Genomic DNA, 15,259 nt, shown 5'->3' with positions numbered 1-15,259 from the left:
TAACCGCGTCGTCGGGCGCCTGCCCGGGCACGGCGGGCGCGCGCGGGTCAGCCCTGGTCGGCGCCGTCGCGCGCGACGAGGTACACGCGGCCCGACGCGTCGACGACGCGCTCGAACCCGCCGCGCAGCTCGCCCTCGCGCGCCCGCTCGTCCTCGGTCACCTCGCGGCCGGCCCGCCGCGGGTCGGTGACCTGCGCGGGGCCGAGCAGGTAGCGCGCGAGCCAGGCGGTCGCGTCGAACCGGGCCTTGCGCTGGGTCATGGCCGACTCCGTTCGTGCACTCATGGTCAGTGCACTCACTATCGCATGCCTAGGATGGGGCGCGTGACCACGCCCGCGCCCGCCGACCCGCTCGCGGTCGAGGCGCAGGTCTGCCTCGCGCTGTCGGCCGCCGCACGCAGCCTCGTCGGCTTCTACCGGCCGGTGCTCGAGCCGCTGGGCCTGACGCACCCCCAGTACCTCGCGATGCTCGCGCTCTGGCAGTACGCGCCGCTGTCCCTGCGCGACCTCGCCGACCACCTGCACCTCGAGCCCGCGACGGCGTCCCCGCTGGTCCGCCGCCTCGAGACCCTCGGCCTCGTGACGCGCACGCGCGCCGAGGACGACGAGCGCGCGCTGCGCATCGACCTCACCGACGCCGGCCGGGACCTGCGCGCCCGCGCCGAGCAGGTGCCCGCGACGATGGTCGAGCGGCTCGGCCTCACGGTCGAGCAGATCGACGAGGTGCGCCGCGCGTCGCAGCTCGTGATCGACGCCTGTGAGCGCGTGCGCGACTGACCTCGCCCACCCCCTGTCGGCGCACGGCCGATCGGGTGTTGCATGGCTCCCGTGACCCCGAGCGACGCACCGGGCACCGACCCGAGCGGCACCCCGGCCCTGACCCCCGGCTTCCACGGGCGCCCGCGCCCGTCGGGGGTCGCGCTGCCGCCGGGCCAGTACGAGGTCCACGACTTCCCGGTGCTGTCGGCCGGGCCGACGCCGAACGTCGACACCGCGCACTGGCAGCTCGAGGTGCGCACCGAGGACCACGCGACGTGGCGCTGGACGTGGGCCGAGCTCCTGGCGCTGCCGCAGGACGACGCGGTCGTCGACCTGCACTGCGTCACGCGGTGGTCGAAGTTCGGCACGCGGTGGCGCGGCGTGAGCCTCGACGTGCTGCTCGCCGACGTCCCGTCGGCCGCGCAGTACGCGCTGGTCGGCTGCTACGGCGGCTACACCACGAACCTGCCCGTGGCGGACCTGCTGGGCGGTCGCGCGTGGATCGCCCACACGTACGACGGGCGCCCGCTCGACCCGCTGCACGGCGGGCCCGCGCGACTGCTGGTGCCGCACCTGTACCTGTGGAAGTCCGCCAAGTGGGTGCGGTCGATCACGCTGCTGCGCGACGACCAGCGCGGGTTCTGGGAGCGGTACGGCTACCACGACTACGGCGACCCGTGGCGCGAGCAGCGCTACCAGGGCGACTGAGCGCGCGATGACGACGTCCGACGTCCCCCGGCTCGGCGAGCGCTCCGCGGTCGCGCACGGCTGGCGCACCGCGACCCTGGTCGACGCGTGGCACGAGACCGCCACGGCACGCACGCTCGTGCTCGACGTGCCCGCCTGGCCCGGCCTGCGCGCCGGGCAGCACGTCGACCTGCGCCTGACGGCCGCCGACGGGTACACCGCGACGCGCGCCTACTCCGCGAGCGCGCCCACCGACCCCGCGCACCCGACGCACGTGCAGGTCACCGTGCAGCGCGTCGCGGGCGGCGAGGTGTCGCCCTACCTCGTCGACGACTTCCCCGTCGGCGCCGGGATCGAGGTCCGCGGGCCGGTCGGCGGGTGGTTCGTGTGGGAGCCCGGCGCCGCGGGCGGCGCACCCGTGCTGCTGCTCGCGGGCGGGTCGGGCGTCACGCCGCTCGTCGCGATGGTGCGGGCGCGCCGCGCCGCGGGCGACCGCACGCCGTTCCGGGTCCTGTACTCGGTGCGCATGCCGACCGACGCGATGTTCCTCGACGACCTCACGGGCGCGCGCCTCGACGGCGTCGAGTCCGACGTGTGGTTCACGCGCGCCGCTCCTCCGGACGCGCCGCGCGCCGTCGGGCGGATCGGGCTGCGGGACGTCGCTCACCACGGCTGGCCCGCCGACCTCGCACCCGTCTGCTACGTGTGCGGGCCGACGGCGTTCGTCGAGGCGATGACGCGCCTGCTGCTCGTGCTGGGGCACGAGGCGCGCGCGATCCGCGCCGAGCGGTTCGGGCCGTCGACGGACTGACGCGTGCCGCCCGCCGCCGCCGGGGGCCCGTGACCCTCGCGTAGGCTGCGGGACGACCGGACCGGGAGGGGGTGACGCACGTGCCACGCACCGACGTCGCACGCGTACGCCACGCCCCGCGCACCCCTCGTTCCCCGCTGACGGCCACCGTCTCGGTCCGCCTCGGCGTCCTCGTGCCGGTGCTCGCCGGGCTGCTGCTGGCGCTCGGCACCTCGATCGGCACCTCGCTCGGCGACCCCGTCGCCTCACCGCTGCAGCTCGTGCTCGTCGCCGCCGTCGGCGCGACCGGCCTGGCCGTCGCGGGAGCGCTGCTCGTCCCGGTCGCCGCGGTCCTGCTCGGGGCGCTGCCCCGCACCGGACCCGCGCCGGCGTCCCACCCACGCGCGCCGCGCACGCCCGCGCGTCAGCAGGACCCGACGGCGGCCGGCCGGCCGCACCCCCGGGCACCGGGAGCGACGACGCTCCCGCGCGCCCTCCGGACCGCCTGACCCCTCCGGCACCGCCCTGACCGGGCGCGGCGCGCGGGACCTCGTCGTCCCGTCCCGCCGTCCTCGCTGGAGTCCGCCGTGCCCTTCGCCGTCCCCGTCGCCGTGCCCCTCGGCGCGCCCGTCACCGTCCCCGTGGTGTCCACCCTCGTCCACCCGATCCGCGTCCTCGTCGAGCACGTGCTCGTGGCGTCCCACGACGTGCTCACCGACCTCGGTCTCGACCCCGTGGGCGCGGCGTGGTCGTTCGCGGTCGTCGTGCTGGTGGTCCTCGTCCGCGTCGTGCTGCTGCCGCTCGTGGTGCGGCAGGTGCGCGGCGCCCACGCCATGGCGCTCGTGCAGCCGCGGCTGCAGCAGGTGCAGGCCCGCTACCGCGGGCGCACCGACCCCGCGTCGCGCCGGGCGCTCGTCGCCGAGCAGCAGGCGCTGCTCGGCGAGGCCGGAGCGAGCCCGCTCGCGGGCTGCCTGCCCGCGCTCGCGCAGGCGCCCGTGCTGTACGCGCTGTACCTCACCCTCGCGGGCCTCGGGCACGACGGCGGCGTCGGCCCCCTCACCGGTGCCCTCGCGCAGCAGGCCGGCGCCGCGACGCTGTGGGGCGCACCCCTGGCCGGCACGCTGGGCGCCGCGGCGTCGACCGGCGCGCTCGTCGTCGGGATCACCCTCGCGGTCGTGCTGTGCGGCGGGCAGGCGCTCGCGGGCTGGCTCGCGACGCGCAACCGCCCGCCGGTCGACCCGGGGGTGCCGATGGCCCGCCTGACCACGACGCTGCCGGTCGTGCTGCCGCTCGTCATGGGCGTCGCGGCGGTGCACGTGCCGCTGGGCGTGGTGCTGTACTGGGCGACGTCGGCGCTGTGGTCGGTCGGGCAGCAGCTCGTCGTCAACCGCGTGCTGCCGCACCCGGGGCGGGCGGGGCGACGCGCGGGCCGGCGCGTCTGATCGGGGTGCGCCGCGCGCCGGCCGGAACCCGGCTCAGTGCGCGGCGCGGCCCCGGCGCTTGTGCACCTGGTGCATGACGAGCACGACGACCGCGCCGACGACGAGCCCGATGATCGCCGACGCGACGGTCTCGACGAGCCACGCGAGCACACCGCCGATGCCGGCGACGCCGTGCACGGCGTCCTCGAGGTGGTGGACCACGTCGTACAGGCCGTCCCAGCCGAGCTCGTGCACGCCGACCAGCAGGATGTGCCCGCCGACCCACAGCATCGCCACGACGCCGACGGTGGAGAGCACGGTGAGGACCTTGGGCATCGCGGCGACCAGACCGCGACCGAACGCCGCGGTCGCGCCGTTGCGGGTCTGCGCGAGCCGCAGGCCGATGTCGTCCATCTTCACGATGAGTGCGACGACGCCGTACACGAGGGCCGTGATCCCGAGCGCGACGATCACGAGGATGATCGCGCGCGACACGATCGGCTGGTCGGCGACCTCGTTGAGCGCGATGACCATGATCTCGGCGGACAGGATGAAGTCGGTGCGGATCGCGCTCGACACCATCCGCCCCTCGGCCTCGGGGCCCTGCTCGGCGGCCGTGACCTCGGGCTGCGCGGCGTGGTGCCCGCTCACCGCCTCCCACAGCTTCTCGGTGCCCTCGAACGCGAGGTACGTGCCGCCGACCATGAGGATCGGCGTGAGCAGCCACGGCACGAACTGGCTGAGCAGCAGCGCGGCGGGGAGGATGAACAGCAGCTTGTTGCGCAGCGAGCCGCGCGCGATCTTCGCGATGATCGGCAGCTCGCGCTGGGCGGTGACGCCCTGCACGTAGCGCGGCGTCACGGCCGTGTCGTCGATGACGACTCCGGCCGCCTTCGCGCTCGCGCGCCCGGCCGCCGCGCCCACGTCGTCGACCGACGCGGCCGCGAGCTTCGCGAGCGCCGCGATGTCGTCCAGGAGCGCCGCCAGACCACCAGCCATGTGCCACCTTCTCCGTGCCCGTGGCCGCGCCCGTCGCGCGCCGAAGGACAGGGTAGGGCCGCGCGCGACGTCCACCCACCCGAGGGCGGACCCCGCGCGGGCGAACCTCGGTGCCGTCCCCCGGGCGTCGGCCTCGCGACCGCCGCCGTCCTCGGCGAGACTCGGCCCGTGAACGCGGCGCACCGGTACGACGTGGAGATCGTCCACCTGCTCGTGTCACCCGCGCACGCGTACTTCGGCCGCCCGCGCGACGGCGCCGCGGACGTCCCCACCACCGACGCGGACCACGTCGAGGTCGTCGCCGACAAGGGCGTCGTCGGCGACCGGTTCTACGGCAAGGCGGTGCATCTCGACGCGTCGATCACGCTGATCGCCGCCGAGGCGCTGGAAGCCGTCGCCGCCGAGCTGGGCGTGCCGCCGTTCGACCCGCTGCTCGCGCGCCGCAACGTCGTGCTGCGCGGTGCGCACCTCACGCCGCTCGTCGGCCAGGAGGCGGTGCTGGAGTCCGGGGGTGACGCCGTCACGCTGCGCGTCGGGCGCTTCGCGAACCCGTGCGCCTGGATGGACCGCGTGCTCGCGCCGGGCGCGCACCCGGCGCTGCGCGGCGGTCGCGGCGGGGTGCGCTGCCGCCCCCTGACGACGGGCGTGCTGCACCGCGGCCCGGCGGTGCTCGTCAGCCCCGTCCCGCTCGACCCGACGCGCGCGGGTGACGCGCTGCCTCGTCCGCGCCTCCCCTGAGGGCGGGACGTGCGTCACCCTCGCCCGACGGGTGCGGCGCGCTACTGTCCGCGCATGACCGATCAGCAGTCGCCCTACGCGTCCGGGCCGCCGGACCCGTCGCAGCAGCCGCCCGCGCAGGCATCCCCGCCGCCCGTCCCCGAGTACGGCACCCCCGAGCCCGCGTACGGCCAGCAGCCGTACGCGCAGCCGGAGTACGCGCAGCAGCCGTACGGGCAGGGCTACGCGGCGCCCGGCACGGGGTACCCGGTCTACGGGCAGCCGGGCTACGGCGTCGACCCCGTCACCGGCCGGCCGTGGTCGGAGAAGTCCCGGACGACGGCGGGCCTGCTGTCGCTGCTGCTGCCGCTCGTCGGCGTGTGCGGCGTGGGCCGGCTGTACGCCGGCAACATCGGGCTCGGCCTCGCGCAGCTCATCGGCCTCTACGTCGGCGTGGCGCTCACGCCCGTGCTCGTCGGGTTCGTCATCATCCCGGCCGTGTGGATCTGGGCCGTGGTCGACGGCATCGTGCTGCTCACCAACGGCGGCAAGGACGCCCAGGGCCGACCGCTGCGCTGAGGACGACGACGGGGCAGCGGGTCGTGACCGGCTGCCCCGTCGTGCACCTCACAGCCTCGCGGCCGCCACGGTCCTCGTGCGGCGGACGTCAGGCCGCGGGCTCGCAGACGTACTCCCACACGGTCTCGCCGGACGGCGTGGCGTACGTGTACTTGACCTTCTGGTCGACGGTGACGCCGCCCGCGGTCATGACGGGGAAGACCTGCGACTCGCAGCCGGTCTGCAGCATCGACGCGACGCTCTCGAGGCCCTCGCGCATCTGGTCGACCGTGGCGCCGGCCACGGCCTCCTCGCTGTACTGGTACGAGTAGACGAGCGTGCTCGGCCCCTCGGACGTGATCGCGATGTTCGAGTACATGCCCGGGAACGCGTCGTACAGCGCCGGGATCGACGACTGCGACTGCGCGACCATCGACTCGAGCTTGGCCTGCTGCTCGGCCAGGTCGTCCGACGCCGGCTCCTCCGCGGCCTTCGTGGGCGTCGGCTCGCTCGCCGCGGACGTCGCGGCCGGGGTCGGCGAGGCGTCGGCGCCGGTGTCGTCGGACGCCGGCGACGAGCAGGCGGCGAGCCCGAGCGTGAGCGCGGCGGCCAGGGTCAGCGAGCCGGTGGCGCGGCGGAGCGATGCGGTCATGGATGCCTTCTCTCGTGCGGGACGTGGGCATCCTGTGGGACACCTGTGAGGCATCGTGCCTGGCCAGGCGCCGGACCGCCACGTCGGGGCGGGTGAGAAGCACCCCCGCGCGACGAACGTCACAGCCTCCCGCCCGGCACGTCGCGCATCGTGCTACGCGGGCAGCACGTACCGGTACATGAGCAGGTAGTGCAGCACCGCGGCGACCACGACCAGCACGTGCCAGATCTCGTGGAAGCCGAGGACGCCGGGCACGGGGTTGGGACGCTCGACGACGAAGACGACGAACCCCACGCTGTAGACGAGCCCGCCCGCGGCCATGAGCACGTACGCCCCGACCGGCAGCGACACCCCCGCGCCGACCAGCAGCACGGGCATCCACCCCAGCGCGATGTACAGGGTGCTGGTCACGTACTTCGGCAGGTCGCGGCGCAGCGAGCGCAGCACGATCCCGGCCGCGGCGATCACCCAGACGGCACCCAGCACGGTCCAGCCGTAGGTGGTGCGGAAGAGCACGAGCACCAGCGGCGTGACGGACCCCGCGATCAGCAGGAAGACCGAGTCGTAGTCGAGCGTGCGCAGCACCTCGTTGACGCGCGGACCGCGGTCGAGGCCGTGGTGCAGCGTGCTGGCGGCGAACAGCGTGAGCACCGAGACGCCGTAGACCGCGAAGCCGACGATCTTCCACGGGTCGCCCTGCGCGCTCGCCTGCACGACGAGCAACGCGGCCCCGACGAGCGCGAAGCAGGTCGCCACGAGGTGACTGACGGTGTTGATCCGCTCGTCGGTGACGTGGATGCTGCCGTCCCTGCTGCGCAGCTGCGGCGTCTGCCCCGGTCCCGTCTCCACCGTCACCCTCCTGGGAGCGCCGCTCGTGGCAGCTCACCGCCCTCGCAGCCTAGCGAGGCACTCGCACCAACGACGAAGGCCCGGACCGTGTGGTCCGGGCCTTCGTCTTCTTGTAGCGGGGGCAGGATTTGAACCTGCGACCTCTGGGTTATGAGCCCAGCGAGCTACCGAGCTGCTCCACCCCGCGTCGGCTCTGCAACTCTACGTCAGGGGCGCGGGGAGTCCAAATCGGTGGGCCCCGGATCGGCCGTGACGGCCGCCACAGCGCCCGCGGCACCCTCCGCGGGCACGGCCGGGACCACGGGAGCGTCCCGCCGCGCGGCACGCTGCGCGACCACCACCCCGAGCACCACGAGCACCCCGCCGACCGGCTCGTACCAGTGCAGCCGCTCCCCCAGCACGAGGATGCCGAGCAGCACCCCGACCACGGGCGTGAGGTACGTGACCGTCGACGCCCGCTGCGCACCCCACGCGACGACGACCCGGGTGTTCCACACGTAGGCCATGCCGGTGCCGAGCGCGCCGAGCGCGACCATCGCCAGCACGATCGGCCACGTGAGCGTGACCGGCCCGGTCGCGATCACGGGCGCGGCGAGCAGCATGACGGCCGCGGCGACGAGGATCTGCCCGGCGGCGACCGACTCGGCGGGCAGCCCGAGGGGCCGCACGAACCGGCGCAGGTACGTCATGCCCAGGCCGTAGCAGGCCGTCGCGCCGAGGCACGCGAGCACGGCGGGCAGCGGCGCCGCGAGCGCGCCGTCGCCGAGGTACGTCCACGGGCCGATGACGACCACCACCCCGAGCGCACCGACCACCAGGCCCAGGCGCTGGCGGGCCGTCAGCCGCTCGGCCGGCAGCAGCGCCGCGACGGCGAGCGACGTCATGAGGGGCGTCGTGGCGTTGAGGATGCTCGACAACCCCGACGCCAGGTGCTGCCCCGCCCACGCGAACAGCTGGAACGGGATCACGCACAGCAGCACGCCCAGCACGCCCAGGTGCCACCACGCGCGGCGGCCGCGCGGCCACGGTCGACGCAGCACGAGCATCACGGCGACGAGCGTGACCGCGCCGAGCCAGAGCCGCCCGGACGCGACCTGCGCGGGCGACAGCCCGTCCAGGGCGACCTTCATGAAGAGGAAGCTCGACCCCCACACGAGGGCCGCGCCCACGTACTGCGCCGTGACCCGGCCGTCGTTCGTCATGCCCCGAGGATCGCGCGTCACGCCCACATGAGTCGAACGCATCGCCGTCATGGGCCGATAAGTTCAGCTCATGCCCACGCTCGCGCAGCTCCGCGCCCTGGTCGAGGTGACCGACCACGCCTCGTTCACCGACGCCGCGGCGGCGCTCGGCGTGAGCCAGTCCGGCGTGTCGCACGCGGTCGCCGCGCTCGAGAAGGAGGCCGGCGGGCGGCTCGTCGAACGCGCCACCCCCGTGCGCCCCACCGGGCTCGGCGAACGACTGCTCCCCCACGCCCGCGCGGCGCTCGCGTCGGTCGACGCGTTCACCGCCGAGAGCGCCGCACGGCGGCACGTCGGCACCGTGCGCCTCGCCGCGGTCCCGACGGTCTGCCAGGGCCTGCTGCCCTCGCTCCTGCACCGCTGGTCGCGCGACCTGCCCGACGTCCGCGTCCAGGTCTTCGAGGGCGCCGACGACGAGCTCGTGCCGTGGCTCGAGCAGGGCACGGTCGACGCGGCCGTCCTCGTCGACCCCGCACCCGCCCCACCGGGCTCGCGGCTCGTGGCGCGCGACGACTTCCGCGCGCTCGTCCGCGCCGACCACCCCCTGGCGCACGAGCCCGCCATCGACCTGGCCGAGCTGCACGAGGACGGTCTGCTGGTGTCGACGGGCGGGTGCGAGCCGCAGGTCCGTCAGATGCACGCGCAGGCCGGGCTGGAGTTCCGGGTCGCGCAGCGCGTGCACGAGCTCGCGACGATGGTCCGCATGGTCGCCGAGGGCATCGGCGTCTCGGTCATGCCCGCGCTGGGCGGCACGATGCTGCCGCCCGAGCTGACGATGCGCCCGCTGCGCCCGGCGCTCGTCCGCGAGCTCGTGCTCTCGGGGCCGGCGCACCGTCCGTGGCACCCGCTGGTCCGCGCGCTCGTCGACGCGACCGACGCGACACCGCTCGACGCGACCCACCGCTGAGGCCGGCCCCGCGCGCGACGACGCGCCCCGGACGCACCGGAGCCCGGGACCGCGCGGGTCCCGGGCTCCGGTGGCCGGACGACGTGCGGGGTCAGCCGCCCAGGCCGCCCTCGGCGGCGACCGCGTCACGGATCGCCTGGTCGAGACGCGACTGCGCCTCGCCGTACGCGGCGAAGTCGCCGTCCGCGAGAGCGGCCTGACCGTCCTGGATCGCCTGCTGCGCGCGCCCCAGGGCGTCGTCGAGCGCGGCCCGCGCGTCGGGGCTCAGCGTGCCGCCCCCGGCCGGCGGGGCCGGCGTCGCCCTGTCCGTCGGCTCGGCGGTCGGGGTGGCGGTCGGCGTGGGCGTCGGCTCCACGGTGCCGTCGTCACCGGGCTCGGTGGCGTCCGGGTCGACCCCGGTCCCGGGGTCCGGTGCGCCCGCGTCGCCCGCGTCCGCGCCGGAGTCGCCGCCGAACACCTGGTCCAGCGCCCCGTCGAGGGTCTCGGCGTAGCCGATCTCGTCGCCGAACGACACGAGCACGCGCTGCAGCAGCGGGTACGTCGTTCCTGCCGCCGCCTGCACGTACACCGGCTGCACGTAGAGCAGACCGCCGCCCACGGGCAGCGTCAGCAGGTTCCCGCGACGCACGATCGAGTCGCCGCGCGCCAGGATGTTGAGCTGCTCGGAGACCCGCGGGTCGGCCGTGAAGTTCGCCGCCGCCTGGCCGGGGCCGGGCACGGTCGAGTCGCGCGGCAGCTCGAGCAGCCGCATCTTGCCGTAGTCCTCGGCGACCTCGCCGGGCGTGTTGCCCGCCTCGGCGTCGACCGCGAGGTAGCCCGTCAGCACGTTGCGCGCCGTCGAGCCGCCCGGGATGAACGTCGACATCAGCGAGAACCGCGCCTGGTCCTCCCCCGGCATCTGCAGCGTCAGGTAGTACGGCGGCTGCGGGACGTCCGAGTTGGTGACGGTCGGGTCGGCGGGGTTCTGCCAGAAGTCGTTGCCGGAGAAGAACTCGGCCGCGTTGGTCACGTGGTACTGCCCGAGCAGCGCGCGCTGCACCTTGAACAGGTCCTCGGGGTAACGGATGTGGCTCATGAGGTCGCCCGAGATCTCGGACATCGGCTTGAGCGTCGTCGGGAACACGTCGGTCCACGCCTGCAGGATCGGGTCCTCGGCGTCCCACGCGTACAGGTCGACCGAGCCGTCGTACGCGTCGACCGTGGCCTTCACCGAGTTGCGGATGTAGTTCACCTGCTTGGGCAGCAGGGCCTGCACGCTCGCGCTGCGCTCGGTGAGCGAGTCGGTCGTGGCGTCCTCGAGCGACCGGACGGCCGCGTACGGGTACTGGTCCGACGTCGTGTAGCCGTCGATGATCCACTTGACGCGGCCGTCGACCACGGCGGGATAGACGCGCCCGTCCAGGTCGAGGAACGGCGCGACCTTCTCGACGCGCTCGCGCGGGTCGCGGTCGTACAGGATCTGCGAGTGCTCGTTGACGCGCTCCGAGAACAGGATCTGCTCGTCGCCGAACTTCAGCGCGTACAGCAGCTTCTGCCACAGGGTGCCGATCGACGGGCCGGCCGACACGTCCTGCGTCGGGAACCGGTACTGCACCGACCCCACACCGCCCTCGTCGTCCGGGTAGTCGAACTCCCAGCCGTTGCTGCTCTCGGGGCCGCCCACGATCGAGTAGCTCGGCGACTGCTGGCCGAAGTAGATGCGCGGCTCGTACTCGCCGAGCTGGCCCTGCGAGGGGATGCCCCCCTCCCAGAACGCCGGTGCCCCACGGGCGCCGCGCGTGTTGCCGTACGCGGCGACGACGCCGAACCCGTGCGTGTAGACGGTCGTGTCGTTGGTCCAGTTGCGCTGGCCCGCGTTCAGGCCGTTCTGGTCGAGCTCGCGCACCGCGATGACCGTGTCGCGGCTCTCGCCGTCGATCGTGTACCGGTCGACCGCGAGCGAGTCGGGGAAGCTGTAGAAGCCGCGGATCTGCTGCAGCTGCTTGAAGGACGGCGACACGATGTTCGGGTCGAGCAGACGGATCGACGCGGTCGTCTCGGCGTTCTCGCGCAGCGCGCCGGGCTCGGCGGTGACGTTCGCGTCGTACTCGCTGGTCTCGACGTCCTCCAGGCCGTACGCCGCGAGGGTCGCGTCGATGTTGCGCTGGATGTAGTCCGCCTCGGCGTCCTGCTGGTTCGGCTGCACCTGGAACCGCTGGACGATGGCCGGGTAGACGCCGCCGACGACGATCGCCGCGACGACCATGAGCCCCACGCCGATCGCGGGCAGGCGCCAGTTCGACGTGAACGCGGTCGCGACGAACGCACCGGCGACCACGAGCGCGGCGACCGCGAGGATCGCCTTCGACGGGATGACCGCGTGCACGTCGGTGAAGCCCGCGCCCTGCCAGCGCTGCTCGCCGGTCTGCTGCTTGGTGAGGATCGAGTACCGGTCCAGCCAGTAGTTCGCGGCCACGAGCACCAGCACCAGCGCGCCGAGCACGGACAGGTGGACGCGCGCGGCGCGCGTCGTGCGCTGCGCGCCACGTCCGCCGCCCACGGTCAGCCCGCCGTACAGGTAGTGCGTCGCGACGGCGGCGATGCCCGAGAGCACCACGACGGCCATGAGGAACGACACCACGAACCGCAGGCCCGGCAGCGTGAACAGGTAGAACCCGAGGTCCATCCCCCACTGGGGGTCGGTGCGACCGACGTCCCCGCCACGCAGCCACAGCTGCACGGTGCTCCACTGCTGCGACGCGGCACCGCCCGCGAACAGGCCGAGCACGAGCGGTCCGACGATCAGCACGAGCCGCCGCAGCGGCTCGATCGCCTCGCGGTACTGGTCGAGGTTGGCCTGCTCCTGCGTCGGGGCGTACACGGGCCGGGCGCGGTAGGCGAAGCTCAGCGAGAAGCCGACCCCGGCCGCCATCACGGCGAACCCGGCGACGAACAGCAGGCCGCGCGTCACCCACTCGGTGCGGAGCACCTCGAGGTAGCCGAGCTGCGAGAACCACATGACCTCGGTCCACACCTGCGCGAGCACGAGCAGCACGACGACGAGCGCGGCGAGCGTGACGAGGGTCGGGACCAGCGGGCCGCGCCGGCGCGGCGCTGCGGGTCGGGGGCGGGGCGGGGAGGCGAAGGTCACGGCGTGGCGTTCCTCGTCGTCGGTCGGCGATGCGGGTCGGGCCCTCGGGAAGGCAGGAGCGCCCACCGTGGCAACGGGTCCGGGACGCCCCAGGTTCCCACACGGTGGGACGATGGTCGCGTGAGCACGCCTTCGACGCCCCCCGAGCCCACCGCCGCACCGCAGGAGCGCGCGACGCGCGCGCTCGCCGACGCCGTCCGCGAGATCGAGCACCACGTCGCGGGTGCCGGGTGGGACGCGCCCGTGCGGGTCTTCGCGCTCGTGCGCACCCAGGCGGCGCTCGCCGCCGAGCCGGGCCTCGCGCAGCAGCTCGCGTCCGAGGTCCTGGCCGCGGCGCAGGCGGACGACCAGCACCTCACGTCGATCGAGCAGGAGGGGGTGCCCGCCGCGCAGGACCTCGAGCGCCTCCTGGGCGGGCTGTCGTGGCCCACGACGGTCGACGGCGCGGCGGTCACGGTCGAGCGCGTCGTGCTGCCCCCCGGCGCGGAGGACGACCTGCCGTCCGACCCCGACGCCGCGCTCGCGGCGCTGCTGGCGCACCCGCAGCGCCAGGACGTGCGCCTCGCGGTGGGCGTGCTGCGCGACGGACCGGCGTGGTGCGCCGTGCGCACGCGCGCGCACGACGCCGACGACGCGGTCGGGCAGGGTCCGGACCTCGTCCCGGGCCTGGTCGAGGCCGTGCGGGCCACGCTGCTGTAGGCGTGCGGCGCCCGCCGGGTCAGCCCGCGGCGCAGGTCGGCAGGTCGTCCCCCGTGCCGGCACCGATCGCGACGAGCGCCTCACGCGCCTCGTGCAGCGTCGCGACCGGGACGACGCGCATGCCGCGGGGCACGTAGCCCACCACCTCGTCGCAGTTCCCGTCCGGTGCGAGGAACCACGCGGCGCCGTCGCGCGCCGCACCCGCGAGCTTCTGCCGGATCCCGCCGATGCGTCCGACCGCACCGGTGACGTCCATGGTCCCGGTGCCCGCGACCAGCTGGCCGTCGGCCTCGTCCTCGGGCGTCAGCAGGTCCACGATCCCGAGCGCGAACATCGTGCCGGCGCTCGGCCCCCCGATGCCCTCGATGTTGATCGTGACGTCCACCGGCAGGTCGAACGACGGGTCGATGTACACGCCGATCCGCGCACCCCCGTCCTCACGCTCACCGGTCACGATCGGGACGTCGACCTCGGCTCCGTGGCGCGTGACGGTGAGGGTCACGGTGGCCCCGGGCTCGAGCTCGCCGAGGCGTTCGACGAGCGTCTGGTACTCACGCAGCGGCGTGCCGTCCATCGCCGTGATGACGTCGCCCTGCTCGAGCCGTCCCTCGGCGTCCGTGCCCTCGACCGTCCCCGCCACGACGAGCGTCGCGGGCACCTCGTAGCCGAGCTCGGTGAGGGCGGCGACCGTCGCGTTCTCCTGCGAGGAGACCATGGCGCCGGCGTTCGACTCGTCGATCTGCTCGCGCGTGACGTCCTGCGGGTAGACGACCTCGACGGGCTGCACGACCGACGAGCGCGAGAACCACCCCTGCACCACGTTGGCGAGGTACGCGGGGTAGCCGGGCCCACCGGTGCCCGCGATCGTCGTGAGGCGGAGCTCCCCGCTCGACGGGTACGTCTGCGCACCCGCGACCTGGATCAGCGGCTCGCCGTCGACCTCACCCAGGACGTCCCGCGTCGGACCGGGGCCGTTGACGGCGTAGGGCGCGGGGAGGACCGCCAGCACGCCCGCGAGCACCGAGACCACGAGCATGGCGCCCGACAGCACGAACGCGCGCGGCGTCGCCGCCGGACGCACGGGGTCGGACGGCTCGTCGGCGTCGGAGGGGCCGACCGTCTGCTCGGGGTCTCGCACGGCACAGATCATCCACCACCTTCCCGTGCGCGCCGCGGGACGGGCGCCGGTCGCGTGTGCGCCGTGAGCGAACCCGGCGCAGCGCGGCGGGTGGTCACACATCCGGCGCGGTTACCGTGAGACCTCCCCGGCAGCGCCAGGAGGCACGCATGAGCCCCGACGTCCCTTCCACCGACGGCCCCGACGGGGCCGGCCCCCAGCAGTGGGAGCAGATGCTCCGCGCGATGCTCGGCCCCGCGGCCGACGACGCGATCCGTGAGATGCGTGAGCTGGGCGTCGACCCCGCGGCGATGGCCGCCGCGTCAGGGCTGCCCGCCGACCCGGCGGCCCTGCAGCAGGCGCTCGCGCAGGTGCAACGCATGCTCGCGACGTCGGGCGACCAGCCGGTGAACTGGCAGATGGCGCACGACCTGGCGCGGCAGCAGGCGTCCGTCGGTGGCGACCCGTCACTCGCACCGGCGCAGGTCAAGGAGGTGCGCGACGCGCTGTCCGTGGCCGAGCTGTGGCTCGACGCCGCGACCGAGCTGCCGCCCTCGACGGGCACCACGCACGCGTGGAGCCGCGCCGAGTGGGTCGAGGCGACCCTGCCGACGTGGCGCGTGCTCACCGAGCCGGTCGCGACGTCGCTCTCGACCGCGCTCGCCGACGCGCTCGGTCCGGCGTTCGGGGAGCTGGGGGGTGCGCTGCCCGGCGGCCTGGGCGCGGGGCTGCCC

17 protein-coding genes and 1 tRNA gene are annotated in these 15,259 nt (G+C 74.8%); 10 read left to right on the top strand and 8 right to left on the bottom strand.

Features of this window, described 5'->3' with window-relative positions; translation table 11 throughout:
• Window positions 1-47: 47 nt before the first annotated feature.
• Window positions 48-260 (bottom strand): hypothetical protein, encoded by a 213-nt coding sequence (locus tag ATM99_RS03065; protein ID WP_062101468.1) that lies wholly within the window; start codon window positions 258-260, stop codon window positions 48-50.
• Between the two features lie 63 nt (window positions 261-323).
• Between ATM99_RS03065 and ATM99_RS03060 the strand changes: the two genes are divergently transcribed.
• The 5 genes from ATM99_RS03060 to yidC all read left to right on the top strand — a co-directional run bounded on the left by ATM99_RS03060 (window position 324) and on the right by yidC (window position 3,677).
• Window positions 324-776, top strand: a complete 453-nt coding sequence (locus ATM99_RS03060) for a MarR family winged helix-turn-helix transcriptional regulator (RefSeq protein ID WP_223304780.1) — start codon at window positions 324-326, stop codon at window positions 774-776.
• Window positions 777-818: 42 nt separating this feature from the next.
• Complete coding sequence (locus tag ATM99_RS03055; protein ID WP_062101466.1) at window positions 819-1,466, top strand: sulfite oxidase-like oxidoreductase; 648 nt, start codon at window positions 819-821, stop codon at window positions 1,464-1,466.
• A 7-nt stretch (window positions 1,467-1,473) separates the two neighbouring features.
• Window positions 1,474-2,256 carry an FAD-binding oxidoreductase gene (locus ATM99_RS03050; RefSeq protein WP_062101465.1) on the top strand — a complete coding sequence of 261 codons (783 nt, stop codon included), beginning with the start codon at window positions 1,474-1,476 and terminating at the stop codon, window positions 2,254-2,256.
• 80 nt (window positions 2,257-2,336) lie between these two features.
• Window positions 2,337-2,744 (top strand): hypothetical protein, encoded by a 408-nt coding sequence (locus tag ATM99_RS03045; RefSeq protein WP_223304779.1) that lies wholly within the window; start codon window positions 2,337-2,339, stop codon window positions 2,742-2,744.
• Between the two features lie 78 nt (window positions 2,745-2,822).
• Window positions 2,823-3,677: a membrane protein insertase YidC gene (gene yidC, locus ATM99_RS03040; protein ID WP_062101463.1), complete on the top strand. Its 855-nt coding sequence runs from the start codon at window positions 2,823-2,825 to the stop codon at window positions 3,675-3,677.
• Between the two features lie 33 nt (window positions 3,678-3,710).
• On the opposite strand, the gene ATM99_RS03035 is transcribed toward yidC, so the two are convergent.
• A complete protein-coding gene (locus tag ATM99_RS03035) occupies window positions 3,711-4,655 on the bottom strand; it encodes a DUF808 domain-containing protein (protein WP_062101462.1) in 945 nt (314 codons plus the stop codon).
• Between the two features lie 168 nt (window positions 4,656-4,823).
• Between ATM99_RS03035 and ATM99_RS03030 the strand changes: the two genes are divergently transcribed.
• A complete protein-coding gene (locus ATM99_RS03030) occupies window positions 4,824-5,393 on the top strand; it encodes an MOSC domain-containing protein (protein ID WP_062101461.1) in 570 nt (189 codons plus the stop codon).
• Window positions 5,394-5,447: 54 nt separating this feature from the next.
• Window positions 5,448-5,951 carry a hypothetical protein gene (locus ATM99_RS03025; RefSeq protein WP_062101460.1) on the top strand — a complete coding sequence of 168 codons (504 nt, stop codon included), beginning with the start codon at window positions 5,448-5,450 and terminating at the stop codon, window positions 5,949-5,951.
• A gap of 88 nt (window positions 5,952-6,039) precedes the next feature.
• Here ATM99_RS03025 and ATM99_RS03020 read toward each other — a convergent pair whose 3' ends face one another.
• The 4 genes from ATM99_RS03020 to ATM99_RS03005 all read right to left on the bottom strand — a co-directional run bounded on the left by ATM99_RS03020 (window position 6,040) and on the right by ATM99_RS03005 (window position 8,633).
• Window positions 6,040-6,582: a hypothetical protein gene (locus ATM99_RS03020; protein ID WP_062101459.1), complete on the bottom strand. Its 543-nt coding sequence runs from the start codon at window positions 6,580-6,582 to the stop codon at window positions 6,040-6,042.
• Between the two features lie 153 nt (window positions 6,583-6,735).
• A complete protein-coding gene (locus tag ATM99_RS03015) occupies window positions 6,736-7,431 on the bottom strand; it encodes a hemolysin III family protein (protein ID WP_062101482.1) in 696 nt (231 codons plus the stop codon).
• 113 nt (window positions 7,432-7,544) lie between these two features.
• Window positions 7,545-7,618, bottom strand: a tRNA-Met gene (locus ATM99_RS03010).
• Between the two features lie 19 nt (window positions 7,619-7,637).
• Window positions 7,638-8,633, bottom strand: coding sequence for a DMT family transporter (locus ATM99_RS03005; RefSeq protein ID WP_062101458.1), 996 nt, complete (start codon window positions 8,631-8,633; stop codon window positions 7,638-7,640).
• 70 nt (window positions 8,634-8,703) lie between these two features.
• On the opposite strand from ATM99_RS03005, the gene ATM99_RS03000 reads away from it, so the two are divergent.
• A complete protein-coding gene (locus ATM99_RS03000) occupies window positions 8,704-9,579 on the top strand; it encodes a LysR family transcriptional regulator (protein WP_062101457.1) in 876 nt (291 codons plus the stop codon).
• Between the two features lie 91 nt (window positions 9,580-9,670).
• Here the strand turns inward: ATM99_RS03000 and ATM99_RS02995 are convergent, their stop codons facing one another.
• Window positions 9,671-12,709, bottom strand: a complete 3,039-nt coding sequence (locus ATM99_RS02995) for a UPF0182 family protein (protein WP_062101456.1) — start codon at window positions 12,707-12,709, stop codon at window positions 9,671-9,673.
• A gap of 120 nt (window positions 12,710-12,829) precedes the next feature.
• On the opposite strand from ATM99_RS02995, the gene ATM99_RS02990 reads away from it, so the two are divergent.
• A complete protein-coding gene (locus tag ATM99_RS02990; RefSeq protein ID WP_062101455.1) occupies window positions 12,830-13,408 on the top strand; it encodes a PPA1309 family protein in 579 nt (192 codons plus the stop codon).
• Between the two features lie 19 nt (window positions 13,409-13,427).
• Here ATM99_RS02990 and ATM99_RS02985 read toward each other — a convergent pair whose 3' ends face one another.
• Window positions 13,428-14,546 carry a PDZ domain-containing protein gene (locus ATM99_RS02985; protein ID WP_223304778.1) on the bottom strand — a complete coding sequence of 373 codons (1,119 nt, stop codon included), beginning with the start codon at window positions 14,544-14,546 and terminating at the stop codon, window positions 13,428-13,430.
• A gap of 149 nt (window positions 14,547-14,695) precedes the next feature.
• On the opposite strand from ATM99_RS02985, the gene ATM99_RS02980 reads away from it, so the two are divergent.
• On the top strand, window positions 14,696-15,259 hold a 564-nt coding region (locus tag ATM99_RS02980; protein ID WP_150118090.1), incomplete at its 3' end, for a zinc-dependent metalloprotease.

This window comes from Cellulomonas sp. B6 (assembly GCF_001462455.1).
In the GTDB taxonomy this organism is placed as follows: Bacteria; Actinomycetota; Actinomycetes; order Actinomycetales; family Cellulomonadaceae; genus Cellulomonas.
Note: the sequence above shows the minus strand (reverse complement) of the source record. Positions and strands in the feature narration are given on the sequence as shown.

Excerpts from the sequence above, each read along its gene's own strand:
- ATM99_RS03000 (WP_062101457.1), top strand. The coding sequence starts at position 8,704 with ATGCCCACGCTCGCGCAGCTCCGCGCCCTGGTCGAGGTGACCGACCAC.
- ATM99_RS03005 (WP_062101458.1), bottom strand. The coding sequence starts at position 8,633 with ATGACGAACGACGGCCGGGTCACGGCGCAGTACGTGGGCGCGGCCCTC.
- ATM99_RS03035 (WP_062101462.1), bottom strand. The coding sequence starts at position 4,655 with ATGGCTGGTGGTCTGGCGGCGCTCCTGGACGACATCGCGGCGCTCGCG.
- ATM99_RS03065 (WP_062101468.1), bottom strand. The coding sequence starts at position 260 with ATGACCCAGCGCAAGGCCCGGTTCGACGCGACCGCCTGGCTCGCGCGC.
- ATM99_RS03055 (WP_062101466.1), top strand. The coding sequence starts at position 819 with ATGGCTCCCGTGACCCCGAGCGACGCACCGGGCACCGACCCGAGCGGC.
- ATM99_RS03050 (WP_062101465.1), top strand. The coding sequence starts at position 1,474 with ATGACGACGTCCGACGTCCCCCGGCTCGGCGAGCGCTCCGCGGTCGCG.
- ATM99_RS03020 (WP_062101459.1), bottom strand. The coding sequence starts at position 6,582 with ATGACCGCATCGCTCCGCCGCGCCACCGGCTCGCTGACCCTGGCCGCC.
- ATM99_RS03025 (WP_062101460.1), top strand. The coding sequence starts at position 5,448 with ATGACCGATCAGCAGTCGCCCTACGCGTCCGGGCCGCCGGACCCGTCG.